Origin of the sequence: Candidatus Regiella insecticola LSR1, from assembly GCF_000143625.1 — a bacterium.
In the GTDB taxonomy this organism is placed as follows: domain Bacteria; phylum Pseudomonadota; class Gammaproteobacteria; order Enterobacterales; family Enterobacteriaceae; genus Regiella; species Regiella insecticola.
Genome location: NZ_GL379591.1, coordinates 134861 through 152020, shown reverse-complemented (window position 1 = coordinate 152020; position 17160 = coordinate 134861). Strand labels below are relative to the sequence as shown.

The window sequence follows — 17160 nt, the reverse complement described above, 5'->3', positions numbered from 1 at the left end:
TTTATTTAAAGTCAATTTTTTTACCTTTAATCACCACATTCTGACCCGTATCAGCCGTCAAATTTTTATCAAGTTTGATGTCAATGCCTTGCTCCGTTAAATTCACCTGATTGTTATGTTGATCTTTCAAGTAAATACCGGATTTTTTGCCACTGACCAAAGTCACGCTATTATTTTTAGCGGTCATCCATTGTAGCGTTTTCTCTTTATCGTCCATTAAAAATTGCATGTCCTCTTGCGTCACAATGCCTTTTTGATGATTGTCTTTCTCCATAGCCAGCGGCGGCGGATTTTTTTCACTGTGCATGGCGCCCAGAATCACCGGATAGCGGGGGTCATTATTAAAAAAACCTAACACCACTTCGTCCCCCACTTCGGGTCGAAACACCATCCCTTTTTTATCGCTCGCGTAAGGTGACGCCAACCGGGCCCACAGCACTTTATTTTTATCTTCCAGTAGGGGTAAGTGGACTTTGAGGCAAAACTGCGGGTTTTGTTCTTTCTCGTGCCCGACCACGGTTCCGACATGGAGACCTTGGATGGCGGGTAATAATCCTGCCGCCGCTGGATCACACATCTCGAAGGAACGGCTCATTCCCTCGGTGAGACCCACTTGCACATGGGTTTGCCAGCCTTCTCGGTTGAGCTGATGACGAATGCCGGTGATCATCGCTTGGCCTTCAAAGTAGCTTCCGACGCCTTTAATGGCAATGCATTCACCGAGGGTGATGTCTTTTCTGCCTTTTATCTGAAAACGGCCGCGCAATAGCGTGAGTCGCGCTTGATCCAGCATCGCCTTACTGCAGGCTCGGAGCTCTTCAGGAGCCACCCCGCCCAGATGCACCAGCGGATAGGGATCCGCGCCGATGGCCTGAGCGGCTTGCGCAGCATCGACGGTGCCTTGTTTAACAATGGTTTGCTGAGCGTCGACCCAAGTCAAGGCTAATTTTTGCGTATCCCAGTGGGCAGCGCGTACCTTGTTCAATTGCTGGCGAATATCCACCTCAAGCTCCACGTTGTGGATGACGATCTGTGGATCGACGTTATTCACGTTAAACACTTGCTTAGGCGACTGTTTGAAATCGGGCGCCACAATCTGGATGTGCTCTTTCCCTTCCAGGTAATGAAATAACACCCACAATCCATTCGCGGTCGCGCGCGCCAAGATAAAATCCCAATCGCTACAGTGATACTGCACCATTTGGGGATGTTTTACCTCTGCTTTCCCTATAGCGCCTTTCAAGGTGAGTCCCCCTTGTCTAATCAGGCGCGTGATAATGTCTTTATCCGTGGTCTTTTCAAATAAGGCGCTTTTACGTCGTGTTGTCAGCCGAATCGCTTGGCTTTTGAGATCCAGTGATAATCGTGCTCCGTGATCATCATGCCACGCAATTTTATGCTTAACCACGATACCGGAAAAAATTAATTTTTCATTTTTAGGTTCATCTTCATAACGTAAGTGAATATCCACGCGATGACCCGGTTTAAAAAAATCACCCCGACTCAAATGAAACGGTTGTTCTAAAGGCGGGCCGCGTTCTGCTATCACCAACTGTGCCGTCGGTATTTTATTCACCGTTAGTATCACCTCTAACGCCACAATGTGACGTTGCAGTGAGGTGAGTTTTTTCCCCTGACAGGAGAGCGTAATGGTATAGACACCTTTCATCATTCACTGTCCACTGACCGGAGGCAGGTTTAACGTGCTACCCACGCGCAGGCGCCTAAAATTATCCAAGCGATTGTATTGTGCTAAATGAAGATAATAGTCAATGTCATTATAAGCGTGGTAGGCAATCAACGGCAGGTTGTCACTGCTGGTCACCCACTTGATGTGACTGAGATCAGGGGACTGTTTATCCTCCAATAACAACCGTTTTTTACTGTCGACATCTTGAATAAAAACCGCAGCCAACTCTGCACGTAACGGGGATCCATCGCGATCGAACAAGGTAAAATTGACGTCAACCGAGTACAAGCGGCAATCGAAACTCAGGCGGCCCCATTCCAGCGTGAGGTATCTCGCCTCGTGCGTTTTACCATAAATATCATAGGTCAGCTTAAGAAAGCGTTTCACTTCCTTTTGCACGTCTTGGCGCGGCGTGGGATGAAGCCCCATCTCTGCTACAGCCCCTGTGCCATCGAGCAGTAAGGTCACCGCCAAATATTGTGACGTGTCGCCGAGGTACTGAGTTTGTTCAAAGCGCGAAAAGGTATTTTTAAAAAAAAGGGAATACGACGCCGGATTAAAGCGTGCTTCAAAGGATTCTGCTGTTTTTTGCTTCTGGCTGCGTTCAACGTAGTCATAGGCGTAGAGCGTGAGCTTTTCTAATTTAATCGCAGACTTCAATGCTTGCAGTGGGTTCATACGTTACCTTTCCTTCATTCGTGCCAAAATGTGCACAATCTGGTCGGTTAATGCTTGTTCAAAAAAACCGTCACGGCTTAAAAGCCGCTCTACATGTTCAGGCAGCAGACGTTCAAGCTGGGCGGCGATAAGTTGACGCCATCGGGCATCCTGATCCTGCGGTTCAGGTTGAGACGGATCCCCAGCATTAGCCCCGGCCGCCAATCGGGTCGTTTCTCCCCTAAAATCTGGCGGATCACGCAGAGTGGCTTTAATCATCAGTTCGCGGATTTCAATGGGCATCGCTACACTCGCAGGACTTGTAGGCGTTGATACGCCAGTTCAAAAGTATCTATCATGATGGCATTGGCGTTGGCATCCAGATCTGAACATTGCCAGCCCGTCGGAAACGCGTTGAGGAATAGCCATGCTGCTGTGGGCAGACAAGTTTCATTGAGTAACGTGACCATGACATGACAAGGGTTAAACTGAAAAAAGCTCAGTGTGCTGTTAAACTCAGTATTGAGGGGCGACAGCAGCACCATCCCTCTTTCCAGCCGTAACGTCGTGGCGCGTACGCCGCTGGGTAATACGGCATGACCCACGTTGTTGCCCCCTTCCTGTATCTTGTGGGTCTTTATCTCAAGTGATAACCCCGATACCTTTTGAAAGCGCATATCGACTAAATTGGGTGTGCGACCTGAGGGATAAAACACCACCGCGAAGCGGTAGCTCACGGGCGGCGTGTTTATCTCCATGGCAGAAAGATTGGGTAACAGCATTATTTTAACACCTTATGCCTTATCATGCATGCTCAACACGCAGACTATCAGCCATAAGCTCTAGCGTCTCAATGGCCACTTCGTTGCTGGTCGCATTAAATGATGGCGCGACCAATTTGGTGGGGAACGCACTTTGTACTGTCCAAGTCACAAGTGGATGGGTTTCTTCATCCAGCAAGCTAATGGTGATATCGCGTTTCTCCACAAGATTCAAACGGACACTGATCATCCAATCGTAAAGGGTGGAATTGCCTTTTACAATGCCTCTTTTTAAGGTCAGTTTGATAGGCTCTGGCATGCCCGGCATATGCTTAAAACCCAACCCATCTTTATACGTAATGGGTTGATGCCCGACTTCTAACCCGGATACTTCAGAAAAACCGACTTTGTCTTCTAGACCCATAATACTTACGTTAAAACGATAAACAGAAAAGGGGTAATCTGCTTTGATATCAGCGACAGTGGTGGCCATGGTGGTCATCTCCAGTTTAAAAATAATAAAAAAAGGATAAGAGGCAGTGAATCAAACCGCCGCTTTAAGAAAAAACAGAAGAAAAGCGTTAGGCTTGCTGCAGTTTATGCGCAAAGCGCAACACGATGAATTCAGCGGGACGCACCGCCGCCACACCGATTTCGACAATCAATTTTCCTTCGAGAATGTCTTGCTCGGTCATCGTTTGCCCGCGGTCTGCTTTGACAAAATACGCTTCTTCGGGTGTCGCCCCGGCTAACGCCCCTTTACGCCAGAGGTCGTCGAGATAACTTTGCGCCATCGTTCTCACTTTCAGCCAGGTCATGGCATTATTGGGCTCAAACACGGCAAAGGTGGTGGATTTTTGCAACGACTCCTCGATAAGATTAAATAAACGCCGCACAGAAATATAACGCCATTCATTATCATTCCCCGCCAACGTTCTCGCCCCCCAAACCACGGTGCCCTTGCCGGTAAAACTGCGGATGGCATTGATGGATTTACCCGCCGTTGCATCGACATTTAAGTTTTCTTGTTGTTGATCGGTAATCTTCAGCGTCGGCCCGATCACATCATTTAGGCTCACATTGGCGGGGGATTTCCAGACACCGCGTTCTCTGTCGATACGGGCATAAACGCCGGCTATCGCCGCACTGGGGGGTAACGTTAATCGTTCATTGTCAATCTTGGTTCTAATTTGGTTATAAAGCGCGGTTTTATTACTTTTTAGTTTACTTAACTTCTCGCGTGTAGCACTGGGAGCATCACTCGCATAAGTGAGCGCCTGCGGTGAGGTAATTTCTTGCGTTATCATATCTACCCCGGTGCCTTGGTTCTCCATATTAAATTGTTTTTTATCACTGAGACCATTCCAAATAGCAACAATATCTTTCGCCGAAGCGCCGGTCTTGGGGATGGTGATTTCCAAAACAAAGCTGTTGTTGGGAACGACACTAATTGACTTTTCTTCTGCATCGGTGTGTTTACTTATTTTTATCTTGGGAGCATCATTTTGATTACCGGTATAGGTCACTAATAAGCCATTGTCGCCAGACGAATAATGCCCTATTTGCGTACGGGGATCACTGATTCCGGTGACTTCCACGGAGTCATCACTATAGTGATAGCCTAAATTCGTCGTGAGATAAGGAAAATACGCGGCACCGTATTTTAAATTATCCGTCCCAATCTTCTCTCTGAATGTTTTGACTTGATCAATATCATTTTCACCGGCATCAAAAATAGCAAAGCGATCTTTTAATGTTGCACAGTGCATTAATACTTTTTGACATAATGCCCCGTAGTCCTCTGTTGAAAGATTGGCACTCTCAGTCATGACGATTAATGTCGGCTCATCTTCTTTTTCTAAGGCGTCGATGCCCTTTTCTATGGCGATTTTGCTGATCTTTTCTTGATGATTACCGACGGAGACAATGTAACAATCCCCCCCACCATTAGCAAAATAAAGGCGCAGGCAGTCATACATGAAATAATCGAATGTTTTTTTAGGTTTTACTTCAACAACATTCTGGTTGTTCACTTTAACGTCAAAGTGAGTCAAAGGTGCCTCACCAAAATGGCGCTGATACGCGAGCAGACTGCTAATGCGCACCGCTTTCTCTTTTAGTTCGTTGTTTGCCCCGGCACGCGCGGTATAACCAATAAAGGCGGGAATGGCGGTGGACACTTCAGCCACCGAAGGAGGCAAAATGGCTTGTTCTTCGACGTACACATTAGGAGTTTTATAGCTCATAGTGAATGCTCTCAGTAAGTTAAAAAAATATGATTGACGCGTTAGCGACAATCAATGACAAGTCAATCACCGTCAACAGCGTGACGATGAAGGGATCGTTGTTAATCAAATAAGTGTTTAATGCTGGGTTTATCTCTCTGCAGGCAGTCTGGAAGATAAACCCGATCGGGGTAGTGGCAATTGTTACCGGTGTCTGCGCGGGTGGCAAACTGCTTTTTTAATCAGTATATTGCTAAAAAATAAACAAAAATAATCGATAAGTATGGGCAGATATTCAATCAGTGCCCAATCGCTTGCCAGAAAAATGACCAATCGCCATTAGTATGGTCGTTATTACCATGCTGAGTTTTACGATTAAAAATAGCCTGGCCTGTTGTTATTGAACCCGGCTCGACACTGACAGTGTTTTCCCCCACCCCCAGTGTCAGTCTAGTTGTCGCCTCTAATTTTCGTTAATGGGAACTAATAAAGAGGCGATATAATCATGGAAAAACCGACGTATTCGGAAGAGTTTAAAGAGCAGGCGCTGTGTAAGGTTTATCATCGGAATGGGCGTACAATGAAAGCCATTGCGGATGAACTTAACGTGCCGCCGAGGAAGCTAAGAAGTTGTTTAGCAGAAAGTGAACTCGCCTCTTGGTGCAGGGGGCAGGGTATTTTTGTTCATCACCTGAAGCAATGGCGCGCGGATTTTTGTGACCCGAAGCGAACACAACGCAGTAAGAGGAAAAATGATTATTCCCGAACAGCGCCAGTCTATTATGATGTGGATTACTGAATCAACGCAGGCCGGAGCGCGGCAACAACAGGCTTGTCTCCTGATTGGGCTAAGCACGCGAACCCTACAGCGCTGGCAGAAAGCTATCGAGCAAGTGGATGGCCGAACGCGCCGAACAGCGCCGCCGCCCCACAAACTCTCACCCTGTGAGCGGGCTAAGCTACTGGAAATAACCTCTTCGGCCAAATTTGCTCATTTACCCCCGAGTCAAATTGTGCCGATGTTGGCTGATGAAGGGCTCTATTTCGCCTCCGAATCCACTTTTTATCGCGTATTGCGGGACGCCAGGCAACTGAAGCATCGACGAGCAGAACGCCCGGCAAAACCACGTTTTAAGCCTCGGGCACTCTGTGCCACCGCGCCCAACCAGCTCTACAGTTGGGATATCACTTATCTCCCCAGCCGTATTAAAGGCCAGTATTTTTACCTCTACCTTTTCCTCGATATTTTTAGCCGTAAGATTGTCGGTTGGCAGGTATATGCTGAAGAAAGTGCCCAACATGCCAGTGATATGATCAAAGATATTTGTCAGCGTGAGGGGATTTTGCCCGGTCAAGTCACCCTACACTCCGACAACGGCAGCCCGATGAAAGGCGCTATCCTGTTGTTTACGCTCGAAACATTGGGAATAGCGACTTCGTTGAGTCGACCCTCCCTGAGCAACGACAATCCCTATTCTGAATCGGCCTTCAAGACGCTAAAATATCGCCCTGAGTACCCGGTTAACCCTTTTGACAACCTGCAAGACGCCCGCGCATGGGTCGAACACGTGGTGCACTGGTATAATCAAGAACATCGCCACAGTGCCATTGAATTTGTCACACCTGCACAAAGACATGCAGGCCTTGATAAAGCCCTATTAGCTCAGCGTAACACAGTGTATGAAAAGGCACGCGCTGCAAACCCTACACGCTGGGCAGGTCAAATCCGTCAGTGGCCGTATGTGAAAGAAGTCCATTTAAATCCACAAAAATCCAGAGAAAAAAAGGTGAAACCAGACGCCAAAAAAGCAGCCTAGGATTTTACATCCTGGGCGACAACTACATTGACAATTACTGCCCATTGGGTTCAATAGAATCGGGGTAGCCGTTACAGATAGCGCCTTGTTTGGGAATTCCTTAGGCCAAGTTACTGTTACTTTTCCATAAGTGGTATTCTCCGCTTTTCCCCACTGCATCATCAATCCACTTGGAAATTTCTGCCAACCGTTTTCATAGAAATTCTTTTCTTTATAGTCTTCATTAGTGATGAATTTTTTCCAGTTATGCCAATTACTGTCATATTTCCATCGACTTCGATAATATATCGTATCTGCATTACTCATATACAACTGTATATAAACGTCTTGGTGATAGGAGAATAATAAACCGTACCTGTTCACATCAAGGAAATCTTTAATCGGTGACCCATCAGGAACAGAAGTTTCAGTTTTTGAGTAAAATCCTGTTGCTTCTAGCTTGTTCCAATTTTAATTGTTTATATTTCTCCCTCTAGCTCCATCAAACTACATCAAAACTGAGGCGCCGCCAGGGTTGCCACACTAAATGGTTATGCCATTTGCTGCGGTAGTAAATGGTGCCAGCAAAAGAAAGAAATAACTGAGAGGTTTGATTCCCTGAAAAATCTTTTAAAACGACGAGGTGTCCTGCAAATGTAGTTAACCCTTCTGGAAATCCCGTGGGTTTTTGAGGCCGATTATTATCGCTTGTGTCGTATGAAAAATAAACCCCGGGTTGGGTGATCACATTCCAATCCCATACCTTATCAAAACCAACCACTTCTGTTCTTCTAATCAGCGCATCGGCGGCAGTCACCAGCTGGTTGTCTTCTCGACCGACAGTTCTAGTCGCTGCATCGCCTAAGCCAAGATTCTGGCGTGCCTGAACTATATTGATTAAATCCTTTAAATTATCTGCCGCATTGAGATAGCGGCTATCCGCATCGCCGGTGGTAATCAAGTCGGCATTACCCGTACCCACATTTTTCACCGCCGCTGAGCCGAGGCCAAGTTCTTTTCGTTTAGTCTCATCGTCTATAAGGCTTTTAAAAAGACCGATATAGTTTTTGTCAGTAACGATTTTTTGCCAAGGTTTCCAAGGAAGTCCCCCAAATTTGGTTCGGTACCATAATACATCACTATCTTCTGCTTCACCCATGTATAGTTGATTGATAAAAAGGCCTGTATCCAGTACCACTAATGTCCCAGTACGAGGAACATTACCAGGAGGAAAACCGCTAGGTTTCGCTTTATTTTTATCTTCGTGCCAATCGAAATATATTCCGGTCTTGAGTGCCGTATTCCAGTCACTCAATGTCCCTTTTCTATGGATCAGTACGTTTTCTAATCCGAGATTTATGAGTGCAGCGGCTTTATCGGTTAAATCATTTAAATTCTGAGTGGCGTTGAGGTAACGACTATCCGCATCACCCGTGGTAATTAAATCAGTATCACTTGTGCCTGCATTTTTCACCGCCGCAGAACCTAAGCCAAGATTATTTTGCGCAGTGGTGTTATTCGTTAAATCCTTTAAATTATCTGCCGCATTGAGATAGCGGCTATCCGCATCGCCGGTGGTAATCAAGTCGGCATTACCCGTACCCACATTTTTCACCGCCGCTGAGCCGAGGCCAAGTTCTTTTCGTTTAGTCTCATCGTCTATAAGGCTTTTAAAAAGACCGATATAGTTTTTGTCAGTAACGATTTTTTGCCAAGGTTTCCAAGGAAGTCCCCCAAATTTGGTTCGGTACCATAATACATCACTATCTTCTGCTTCACCCATGTATAGTTGATTGATAAAAAGGCCTGTATCCAGTACCACTAATGTCCCAGTACGAGGAACATTACCAGGAGGAAAACCGCTAGGTTTCGCTTTATTTTTATCTTCGTGCCAATCGAAATATATTCCGGTCTTGAGTGCCGTATTCCAGTCACTCAATGTCCCTTTTCTATGGATCAGTACGTTTTCTAATCCGAGATTTATGAGTGCAGCGGCTTTATCGGTTAAATCATTTAAATTCTGAGTGGCGTTGAGGTAACGACTATCCGCATCACCCGTGGTAATTAAATCAGTATCACTTGTGCCTGCATTTTTCACCGCCGCAGAACCTAAGCCAAGATTATTTTGCGCAGTGGTGTTATTCGTTAAATCCTTTAAATTATCTGCCGCATTGAGATAGCGGCTATCCGCATCGCCGGTGGTAATCAAGTCGGCATTACCCGTACCCACATTTTTCACCGCCGCTGAGCCGAGGCCAAGTTCTTTTCGTTTAGTCTCATCGTCTATAAGGCTTTTAAAAAGACCGATATAGTTTTTGTCAGTAACGATTTTTTGCCAAGGTTTCCAAGGAAGTCCCCCAAATTTGGTTCGGTACCATAATACATCACTATCTCCTGCTTCACCCATGTATAGTTGATTGATAAAAAGGCCTGTATCCAGTACCACTAATGTCCCAGTACGAGGAACATTACCAGGAGGAAAACCGCTAGGTTTCGCTTTATTTTTATCTTCGTGCCAATCGAAATATATTCCGGTCTTGAGTGCCGTATTCCAGTCACTCAATGTCCCTTTTCTATGGATCAGTACGTTTTCTAATCCGAGATTTATGAGTGCAGCGGCTTTATCGGTTAAATCATTTAAATTCTGAGTGGCGTTGAGGTAACGACTATCCGCATCACCCGTGGTAATTAAATCAGTATCACTTGTGCCTGCATTTTTCACCGCCGCAGAACCTAAGCCAAGATTATTTTGCGCAGTGGTGTTATTCGTTAAATCCTTTAAATTATCTGCCGCATTGAGATAGCGGCTATCCGCATCGCCGGTGGTAATCAAGTCGGCATTACCCGTACCCACATTTTTCACCGCCGCTGAGCCGAGGCCAAGTTCTTTTCGTTTAGTCTCATCGTCTATAAGGCTTTTAAAAAGACCGATATAGTTTTTGTCAGTAACGATTTTTTGCCAAGGTTTCCAAGGAAGTCCCCCAAATTTGGTTCGGTACCATAATACATCACTATCTTCTGCTTCACCCATGTATAGTTGATTGATAAAAAGGCCTGTATCCAGTACCACTAATGTCCCAGTACGAGGAACATTACCAGGAGGAAAACCGCTAGGTTTCGCTTTATTTTTATCTTCGTGCCAATCGAAATATATTCCGGTCTTGAGTGCCGTATTCCAGTCACTCAATGTCCCTTTTCTATGGATCAGTACGTTTTCTAATCCGAGATTTATGAGTGCAGCGGCTTTATCGGTTAAATCATTTAAATTCTCTGCCGTATTGAGATAATGCTTATCTGATACCTCAAGATTGATTAAGTTATGCACTGTTTTAATAGCAGAAGCAGGGATATTCCCAAGTGGAATATGGACAATGTAAGTCCATGCGTCATCTTTCTGCTGCATCGGTGTATAATGATGGGAAGCATAACCGATTGCCATCAGCGTCTCGTGTTCCAAAAGACCAATTTCACGAATGGTTTGATTTCTTTGATTCTCAGGCACAATGAGTTCACAGACGACGCTTTTCTTTGCTGTATCCAGTGCGACACGATCAACAGGCGCACGGTACACTTCGTTTCTAACTTGTGTCGCTTGTTTAGTTTTAGTGGCAGGTATGGGTGTTGCAGCATTGCCTAACACCATATGGGTCAGTTGCAGTGGCGTACCATTGGGTGCCTTTGCTGCTTGCAAACACCTGTCGCCTTGGTCAGTCCAAGAAAGAATCTGATCGTTGGTGTTGTTCATAGGATGAATTTCCCTGGTAGATGAAATGAGTAGGAAGACATTGATTTATAGAAAGTAAATATTAAAAATATTTTTCAACCAATGCAGCTAATGTTGCACTGGTTTTTGTATCCAGCATTCCGTCATAATTATCCTAACGAAAATGCAGTTGAAAGGCTCGGATCAGCGCTTTAAAGCCTTCTGGCGTCGTTGCTTTGCTAATATCGTAACCCTATCGCTTAAAAAAGCGCGAAGGCCGCCTCCCTTGAGGGCGGAGCTTTCGTGTAGTGCTCAACATAGTGGCACTTTGTTGCTTCATCGTACCAAGCCCCCACCCTTGCCTGATAGATCACCTGTAGTGAAGGGTATTAACGCATTTCTATCGTGGAGCCTTTCTCTGTATTCCCAGATTGTGTATCGATGTATCTTTAGCGCGAGACCCGGCCGAAGAACCATGAAAATAAGCCATCGCGCCTATCCATACAGTGGAAAATGCACTGACGATAGCGATAATAAATTCTTCGTTCTCAGTAGGTACCCGCCCGATGGGTGAATAAGTAGTACAAAGCACTTAATAGCCAAGCATTAGCAGATAAGCAAGTAGCGCGGGGGTGATATCCCGTTTCCCTGCTTGAGCCAATGTGGTTTCACGCTGCCGGGCATTTTCTCGTTCCTGCTGCTCGTTTTGCTTATTGAGAAACGCATACTTTAGCTGCGTCTCTGCTTCCACGAGTTGAATACGCTGCAGTTCGATTGTATTTCGATTAATTTGAGGTGAGCCTGCGGATCGGACTCTATTCGCTGTATTAAACTCGTCTGAGCTATCAATATTACCCCCGCCATTTGGCGGCAATGATTGATCCTATGCAGCACCCGCAGAGCCACCCCACAAGGCGTTCCCCAATATGGCACTGTTAACAAAGTGTATTCATATAACCTATTGAAATGATTATAATTTAAATAAATTTAAAGTAAACGGGTTCCTCTTTAAAAAAACAGATGAATCGATTTTTTATGGCAGCGATCGGCGAATTCTCTCAATGATGAAGCTGATCACAAAAAGTATTATTTTTATCTCATCATTATTTTATGCGCCCTAAATATTTTTATAAATTCTTTGTTATTCAATAGTTTAACTTTGTTAACAGTGCCATAGCCGAATCAATCTAATTTGATGCAAGACGGAGGGGCACAAACAGTACAAATAGTACGGCAAGCGACGACAACACAGAATCAAGTTAGACTGATTTGGCTATAATGGAGCCGCTTTTGCTACTACTTGTGCTAACATTTCTAGGCTCATACGTAACCTCTCTTTATAACCCGCATTGAGATAATCTCGCTGTTTTTACCCACACTTTCCCCCTTCAGATTTGATATTGACTTGTTTATAGCGAAAATCGTCGTGCCAATAATGTGGCTTACATCGATCACGCCAAAATTTGAGCGATAATTTTTATCACATCAATCTTTGTACTAAAAATAAACAGGACGGCACCCAATCCACATAAAATGAGCAAGTACTTTCTCAGCAAGGCCAACAACTGTGAGAGCCTCACCTCTTCTACCCTTTTTTGCCAAAGGGTCGTCTCTATCTTTTTTAGCGTGATACGCAACGTCTCTATCTGAGACTGACTGGACATGATGTTTTTTTGGAGAGCAGTGATATCAGATAGTATTTTTAGATGCACTTCTGTCAGTTCAGCTAGCTTCATTTGTTCGGGTTCTTGTCGCTCCATCGCTTGTAGATCAGTGTGCAACGCATTAATCTGGCGGACTGCCGCCGTTATTTGATTGGCGTGCTGATGCACAATATTAGTGAGTTCGTTCATGTAAGCATGATTTAAGTAGTAATGGAGGAAAAGTTTTTTTGAGTTAATCGAACAAAAAAAGCCCGCTTAAGCGGGCTTTTAAATGCAGCAGTAACAATTTGGAGAATTTATACCTGATTTGTATTGACAACACAAATAAAAAATTAAAAAAACATCAGTCTTTTTCAAGGCGGCCATTTAAGCAGCCTAATAACCACTGATGAGCCATATCCACATGATATTTGAATTGTGTGTGGGATATGGCCAACTTTTTGGCCTTGTAACGCAAGGAGCCGCGTTGAAAATAGTAACACCGTAATGCCCGTGCCATGGCAGGATTTTGCTGTGCCATCGCATTGACCCAGTTTTCTATCTCTTCAGCGGCGGCATGAGTAGGCAAGGGGTTAGGTCCCGAGCGACGAAACACATTCCCTTCCGTCATAATACGGTATTCAATGGAACAAGAGGAATACCCTAAACTCGAAAAATTCCCTCGGCTATACCATTCAGCCCATTGGTACAAACGATCTTCGAGATAACGGGTAAAATTATTGGTATTCATGATGACGATATCCATAAGTAGCATTCGCTTTCTTTGGTGCGGTATGAAATTGACGGGAAGCCCGCGTCAAACAGGGAATGAAAAAAGTCAGGGGGTTATCGACGGCAAAATTTGTATTCATCACGCTGTGCTAGCAGCCGTCTCACTGCACGCTGGCGTAGTTCGAGGGGATAACGTTTTGATGACATTTCGGTGCTCCTTTTATACTAGAGTTTACTCTCCAGGATTCCCGTGGCGGTTCAGTTTTCTTCGATGGGACATATATGGGACAGAGAACGTGTTATACGTGCTTTCATTTTTTGTTATCTTTTTACATCATTGGGCGTGTGAGCGGCATTGGATGCGGTAAATTAATGAATCGAAAAGTATTTCTACGGCCTTCTAAGCCGTAGGCCGCAGGTTCGAATCCTGCAGGGCGCACCATTAAAATCAATTTATAGCCGAATTAGGAAACAGCTACCCACAACGTATTAATCTGCGTTCGCACATGATGATCCTGCAATGACGGCATCCCCCCTGGCACCGAAGAAAAAGCAGACACCAGATTGACCATTTGAGCAATCTTCTCTCCGCTCAGCTGGTATCCGCTGGCTGTTATGGTTTCTATTGCGTATTCTGGATTTTGGTAATGATTTTTAATCAGTACGCTTCCGTTCACTGCGCTATCATCGGCTCCCCTAATCAGCACCTTGAGAGCGTTATCTTTTTTTTCCAACCATATCTTTTCGATGTCGACAGAAGTCAATGATAGCCTTTCATTGCCGCCACTTTCGCTGATGATATCGTGGCCATCACCATCGGCAAACTGATAAATATCGTCGCCGATGCCTGCTTCAAGGGTATCGTTGTCTTGCCCACCGGACAGAATATCGTCTCCGCTGCAACCATAAAGAAAATCGCTCCCTGTGCCGCCGTCAAGAATATTATTACCTTCTTCAACCCATAATATATCGTTGCCTTCACCGCCTTTGAGCGTATGATTTCTGCCGCTATAGTCTGCTACCATGTCGTCCCCAGCGAGTACATCCAGCTGGTTGTTGCTAAGAGCCGTCCCATTATAAATCACCACGCGGTCATTACCGGAGGTCAGGTTTACCCGTCCCAGCGAAACTTCATTCGCTTCATTAACGTATAATTCGATTATATGGTTACTTTCGCTGAGCAGTGATAAATGCCGGTGCCACTCATTTTTCATAAAATTGCGAATACGTATTGTAGGATGTTGTGTTGGTTGATCACGATGACTGATCACCACATCGTCACCTGCTATTGTTAAATGGATGTATTTAACGGGAAACGGCACCGATAGACTATCCCGCCGTACATTTTTAACATTCTTTTCCGAGCTATCATAATTGTCGATAACGATTTCACGTTGAGGGTTTTCCCCCTTGATAAGATAAAGATCAGTTCCGCCTTTCCCCATCAAAATATCGTTGCCATCCTCGCTTGAAAATTGGTTTTTGCCATTATCTCCTTCTCGCCGATCATGATAGGGGGTATCTGCGGTAAACAGCTGGATGAATTTGGGGAGCAAAATGACACTGTCACGACTTTTGCCACTCACGGTAATCTGTCCCTGATCTTGCTTATTACGTGTCACCTGATGAAGCTGTATCTTGTTTTTCTTCACCCCTAAGGTTCGATTTTGCCAACCGCGATCCAGATTGGGTTCATATTTCGCTACCAGTGTTGTGATCAACTGCCAGCTATTTTTTGCATCCTTAGTCATCCTCGACGGCCAGCCTTTTATCAAAAAACCATCACGGGTATACAGGAGAAAATTGTGTTGTAGTTCAGTCTTTTTACCGTTTGCCGTCGTAGCATACATATGGCGTAACTCTAGCGTCGTCAGTGTATGATTATCATTAGACCTCTTCGGAAACTAGCATTCATGAGGAATTTTGGTAAAACACTCCTGAACAAGGAGCCGCCATGAAATATGAAGTAATAAAAGTACTGGAAGAGGAAAAATTTCGTCGCTTAACGGGTGTTAAACGCAGTACATTTGAAAAGATGATAAAGATATTGAATGAAGCAGATAAGAGTAAGCAAGGGAAAGGAGGTCGGAAACCCAAGCGGGGTTTAGAAGAGCGCTTATTAATGGCACTGGAGTATATACGAGAATATCGCACTTATTTTCATGTCAGCCAAAGCTATGGCGTGAGTGAGAGCACATGCTATGAAACGATTAAATGGATAGAGAATACGCTAATAAAGCATCCTGATTTTGCCCTACCTGGACGCAAAGCTGTATTAAAAAGGGATAGGGAGTATGAGCTGGTTCTTATTGATGCCACAGAAACGCCGATTGAACGTCCCCAAAAAAACAAAAGCCGTTTTACTCAGGAAAAAAGAAACGACACACCTTAAAAACACAAGTGCTCGTTGATAAAAAAAGTAAAGCAGTCATCTGTACAAGCTTTACGAATGGGAGGCGCCATGATTTTAGGTTGTTTAAGGAGTCTGGTGTGCGAATACATCCTGACATCAAAACAGTTACCGATACAGGTTACCAAGGGCTTGGCAAGATTCATTCAAACTCGGCGTTGCCTAAGAAAAAGACAAAGAAAAATCCCTTAACAAAAGAAGATAAACGCAACAATCGTGCGTTATCAAGCCAGCGTGTATTAAACGAACATGTCATTGGTATGATTAAAAGATTTAAAATTGTATCAGACCGTTATCGAAACAGGCGAAAACGTTTTGGATTAAGATTTAATCTGATTGCTGCAATTTATAATATGGAAATTAGATAAATGATAGTTTCCGAAGAGGTCTAATGAAAAAAATGATCCAGCTCCCTACCTCCATAAGTCGTCATTCCAAGGCATACCGTGGGTTTACCATTACCTACTTGCCGAAAACGGCGACGCAGCCGATGAGCCGTTAGCACCTGTGGTTAGATAATCAGTCGTTTGGCAAGGTGGATGCGTTAGCACAGGCCACCGATTACATCGATCAGTTACATCAGATGAAAAAAATAGTAAGGAGGGAAAATGAGTTATTTCATAGCACTCTTGATATCCATCACGATGTTTTTCACGGTGATTATCGTCATCCAGGCATACCGAAAGAAACACACCAAATTAACCGGTTGGCAACAATTGCTCCTGCATGAAGAAGAAATAAAACGTAAAAAGCGTCAGGCTCTTTAAAGCGTCGCATAAAAGCCGTCTTCTAAATGAAATTGGCGAAAGGGCTTTATAGAATTGAAGGTTATTGCGTCAAAAAGTGAGGCGGTTTTGTCGGCAGATCACCTGCCAGCCAGGCGATTATTTTTTGCCAACGGGAAAGGGTTTCCATGCGGTTATTGAGGCAATTAAAGCGATGAACAGACTAATGAAGGTATCAGGAGGGAATACCCCCTGCCATCCAAGCAAAGCATTTTTCATTCAGAGTCAATGGTTTTTCTTGCTGGTAGTTGAGTGCAATCGCCGCTCTCTTCCTTGGACTCGGACTCGTGGCAATAACTGTCGCCTTGAACGAAAAGTGATCATACGGCAGAAGGTGAAAAAAGCAGCGGTGCCGATGCGGGTTTGAGGGAAGGAGTTATTATTTGATTGTACAGAGGGCATGTAAAATAGTGAGCAGAAAGAGAATAAAATGACTTCATTTATTGACGTCATACTAATCAATCTCTATCATTGGCCAATTGACTTCATTAAGTGACTCCGCTGTGAGAAAAAACAGGCAGAAACACTAAAAAAAGTGTTAAGAAAACCACCCCCTTCAAATATCAAATGGGCTGATATTGAATCATTGATAGTAGCGCTGGGTGGAGAGGTCAAACAAAGCAGTGGTTCAAGGGTACGGTTTTTATTAAATGGGAGTATCGCTCGATTTCACCGCCCACATCCCTCATCTGATACAGATAAAGGCGCATTAGTCAGTTTACGTGAGTGGCTAGAAGCATAGGAATTCAACAATAGAC

General features: G+C 44.6%; 18 protein-coding genes and 1 tRNA gene. 7 read left to right on the top strand and 12 right to left on the bottom strand.

The window, feature by feature from the left end; translation table 11 throughout:
* Position 1: 1 nt before the first annotated feature.
* From vgrG to REG_RS05345, 6 genes are all read right to left on the bottom strand, one after another.
* Entirely contained in the window at positions 2-1672 is a 1671-nt protein-coding gene (gene vgrG, locus REG_RS05370) for a type VI secretion system tip protein VgrG (protein WP_006704765.1), read from the bottom strand.
* A complete protein-coding gene (locus REG_RS05365; protein ID WP_006704764.1) occupies positions 1673-2368 on the bottom strand; it encodes a CIS tube protein in 696 nt (231 codons plus the stop codon). It abuts the gene before it with no gap.
* Positions 2369-2371: 3 nt separating this feature from the next.
* Entirely contained in the window at positions 2372-2626 is a 255-nt protein-coding gene (locus REG_RS05360) for a hypothetical protein (RefSeq protein ID WP_260200209.1), read from the bottom strand.
* Positions 2627-2652: 26 nt separating this feature from the next.
* Positions 2653-3129 carry a phage tail protein gene (locus tag REG_RS05355; protein WP_006704762.1) on the bottom strand — a complete coding sequence of 159 codons (477 nt, stop codon included), beginning with the start codon at positions 3127-3129 and terminating at the stop codon, positions 2653-2655.
* Between the two features lie 22 nt (positions 3130-3151).
* Positions 3152-3610 (bottom strand): phage tail protein, encoded by a 459-nt coding sequence (locus tag REG_RS05350; protein WP_006704761.1) that lies wholly within the window; start codon positions 3608-3610, stop codon positions 3152-3154.
* Positions 3611-3689: 79 nt separating this feature from the next.
* The gene (locus tag REG_RS05345) at positions 3690-5354 is read right to left on the bottom strand and encodes a phage tail sheath family protein (protein WP_039907448.1); all 1665 of its coding nucleotides are present in this window, start codon (positions 5352-5354) and stop codon (positions 3690-3692) included.
* A 484-nt stretch (positions 5355-5838) separates the two neighbouring features.
* On the opposite strand from REG_RS05345, the gene REG_RS12070 reads away from it, so the two are divergent.
* Together REG_RS12070 and REG_RS05340 are read left to right on the top strand one after the other, a co-directional pair.
* On the top strand, positions 5839-6132 hold the full coding sequence (locus REG_RS12070) for a hypothetical protein (protein ID WP_006704759.1): 294 nt from the start codon (positions 5839-5841) through the stop codon (positions 6130-6132).
* The gene (locus tag REG_RS05340) at positions 6086-7150 is read left to right on the top strand and encodes an IS3 family transposase (RefSeq protein ID WP_039906984.1); all 1065 of its coding nucleotides are present in this window, start codon (positions 6086-6088) and stop codon (positions 7148-7150) included. Before REG_RS12070 ends, REG_RS05340 begins: the two co-directional genes overlap by 47 nt.
* Here the strand turns inward: REG_RS05340 and REG_RS14795 are convergent.
* From REG_RS14795 to REG_RS05320, 5 genes are all read right to left on the bottom strand, one after another.
* A complete protein-coding gene (locus tag REG_RS14795; protein ID WP_422614312.1) occupies positions 7091-7456 on the bottom strand; it encodes a gp53-like domain-containing protein in 366 nt (121 codons plus the stop codon). The genes REG_RS05340 and REG_RS14795 overlap by 60 nt on opposite strands.
* 175 nt (positions 7457-7631) lie before the next feature.
* Positions 7632-10874 carry a phage tail-collar fiber domain-containing protein gene (locus REG_RS05335; protein ID WP_006704757.1) on the bottom strand — a complete coding sequence of 1081 codons (3243 nt, stop codon included), beginning with the start codon at positions 10872-10874 and terminating at the stop codon, positions 7632-7634.
* Between the two features lie 550 nt (positions 10875-11424).
* A complete protein-coding gene (locus REG_RS13720; protein ID WP_039907444.1) occupies positions 11425-11706 on the bottom strand; it encodes a hypothetical protein in 282 nt (93 codons plus the stop codon).
* Between the two features lie 577 nt (positions 11707-12283).
* Positions 12284-12685 (bottom strand): hypothetical protein, encoded by a 402-nt coding sequence (locus tag REG_RS05325; protein WP_006704756.1) that lies wholly within the window; start codon positions 12683-12685, stop codon positions 12284-12286.
* Positions 12686-12839: 154 nt separating this feature from the next.
* Positions 12840-13250, bottom strand: coding sequence for a hypothetical protein (locus tag REG_RS05320; RefSeq protein ID WP_006704755.1), 411 nt, complete (start codon positions 13248-13250; stop codon positions 12840-12842).
* Between the two features lie 335 nt (positions 13251-13585).
* Between REG_RS05320 and REG_RS05315 the strand changes: the two genes are divergently transcribed.
* A tRNA-Arg gene (locus tag REG_RS05315) sits at positions 13586-13649 on the top strand.
* 22 nt (positions 13650-13671) lie between these two features.
* Here REG_RS05315 and REG_RS05310 read toward each other — a convergent pair.
* Complete coding sequence (locus REG_RS05310; RefSeq protein ID WP_006704754.1) at positions 13672-15057, bottom strand: calcium-binding protein; 1386 nt, start codon at positions 15055-15057, stop codon at positions 13672-13674.
* A 104-nt stretch (positions 15058-15161) separates the two neighbouring features.
* Between REG_RS05310 and REG_RS12065 the strand changes: the two genes are divergently transcribed.
* The 4 genes from REG_RS12065 to REG_RS05290 all read left to right on the top strand — a co-directional run bounded on the left by REG_RS12065 (position 15162) and on the right by REG_RS05290 (position 17144).
* A protein-coding gene (locus tag REG_RS12065) for an IS5-like element ISRein1 family transposase (protein WP_260200023.1) occupies positions 15162-15985 on the top strand; the annotation gives its coding sequence in 2 pieces (ribosomal slippage) (positions 15162-15549 and positions 15549-15985; 825 coding nt in all).
* Between the two features lie 240 nt (positions 15986-16225).
* Positions 16226-16384, top strand: coding sequence for a hypothetical protein (locus REG_RS13255; RefSeq protein WP_176603447.1), 159 nt, complete (start codon positions 16226-16228; stop codon positions 16382-16384).
* A gap of 124 nt (positions 16385-16508) precedes the next feature.
* Positions 16509-16769 carry a hypothetical protein gene (locus REG_RS05295; RefSeq protein ID WP_039907442.1) on the top strand — a complete coding sequence of 87 codons (261 nt, stop codon included), beginning with the start codon at positions 16509-16511 and terminating at the stop codon, positions 16767-16769.
* A gap of 168 nt (positions 16770-16937) precedes the next feature.
* Entirely contained in the window at positions 16938-17144 is a 207-nt protein-coding gene (locus tag REG_RS05290) for a type II toxin-antitoxin system HicA family toxin (protein WP_006704753.1), read from the top strand.
* Positions 17145-17160 lie beyond the last annotated feature (16 nt).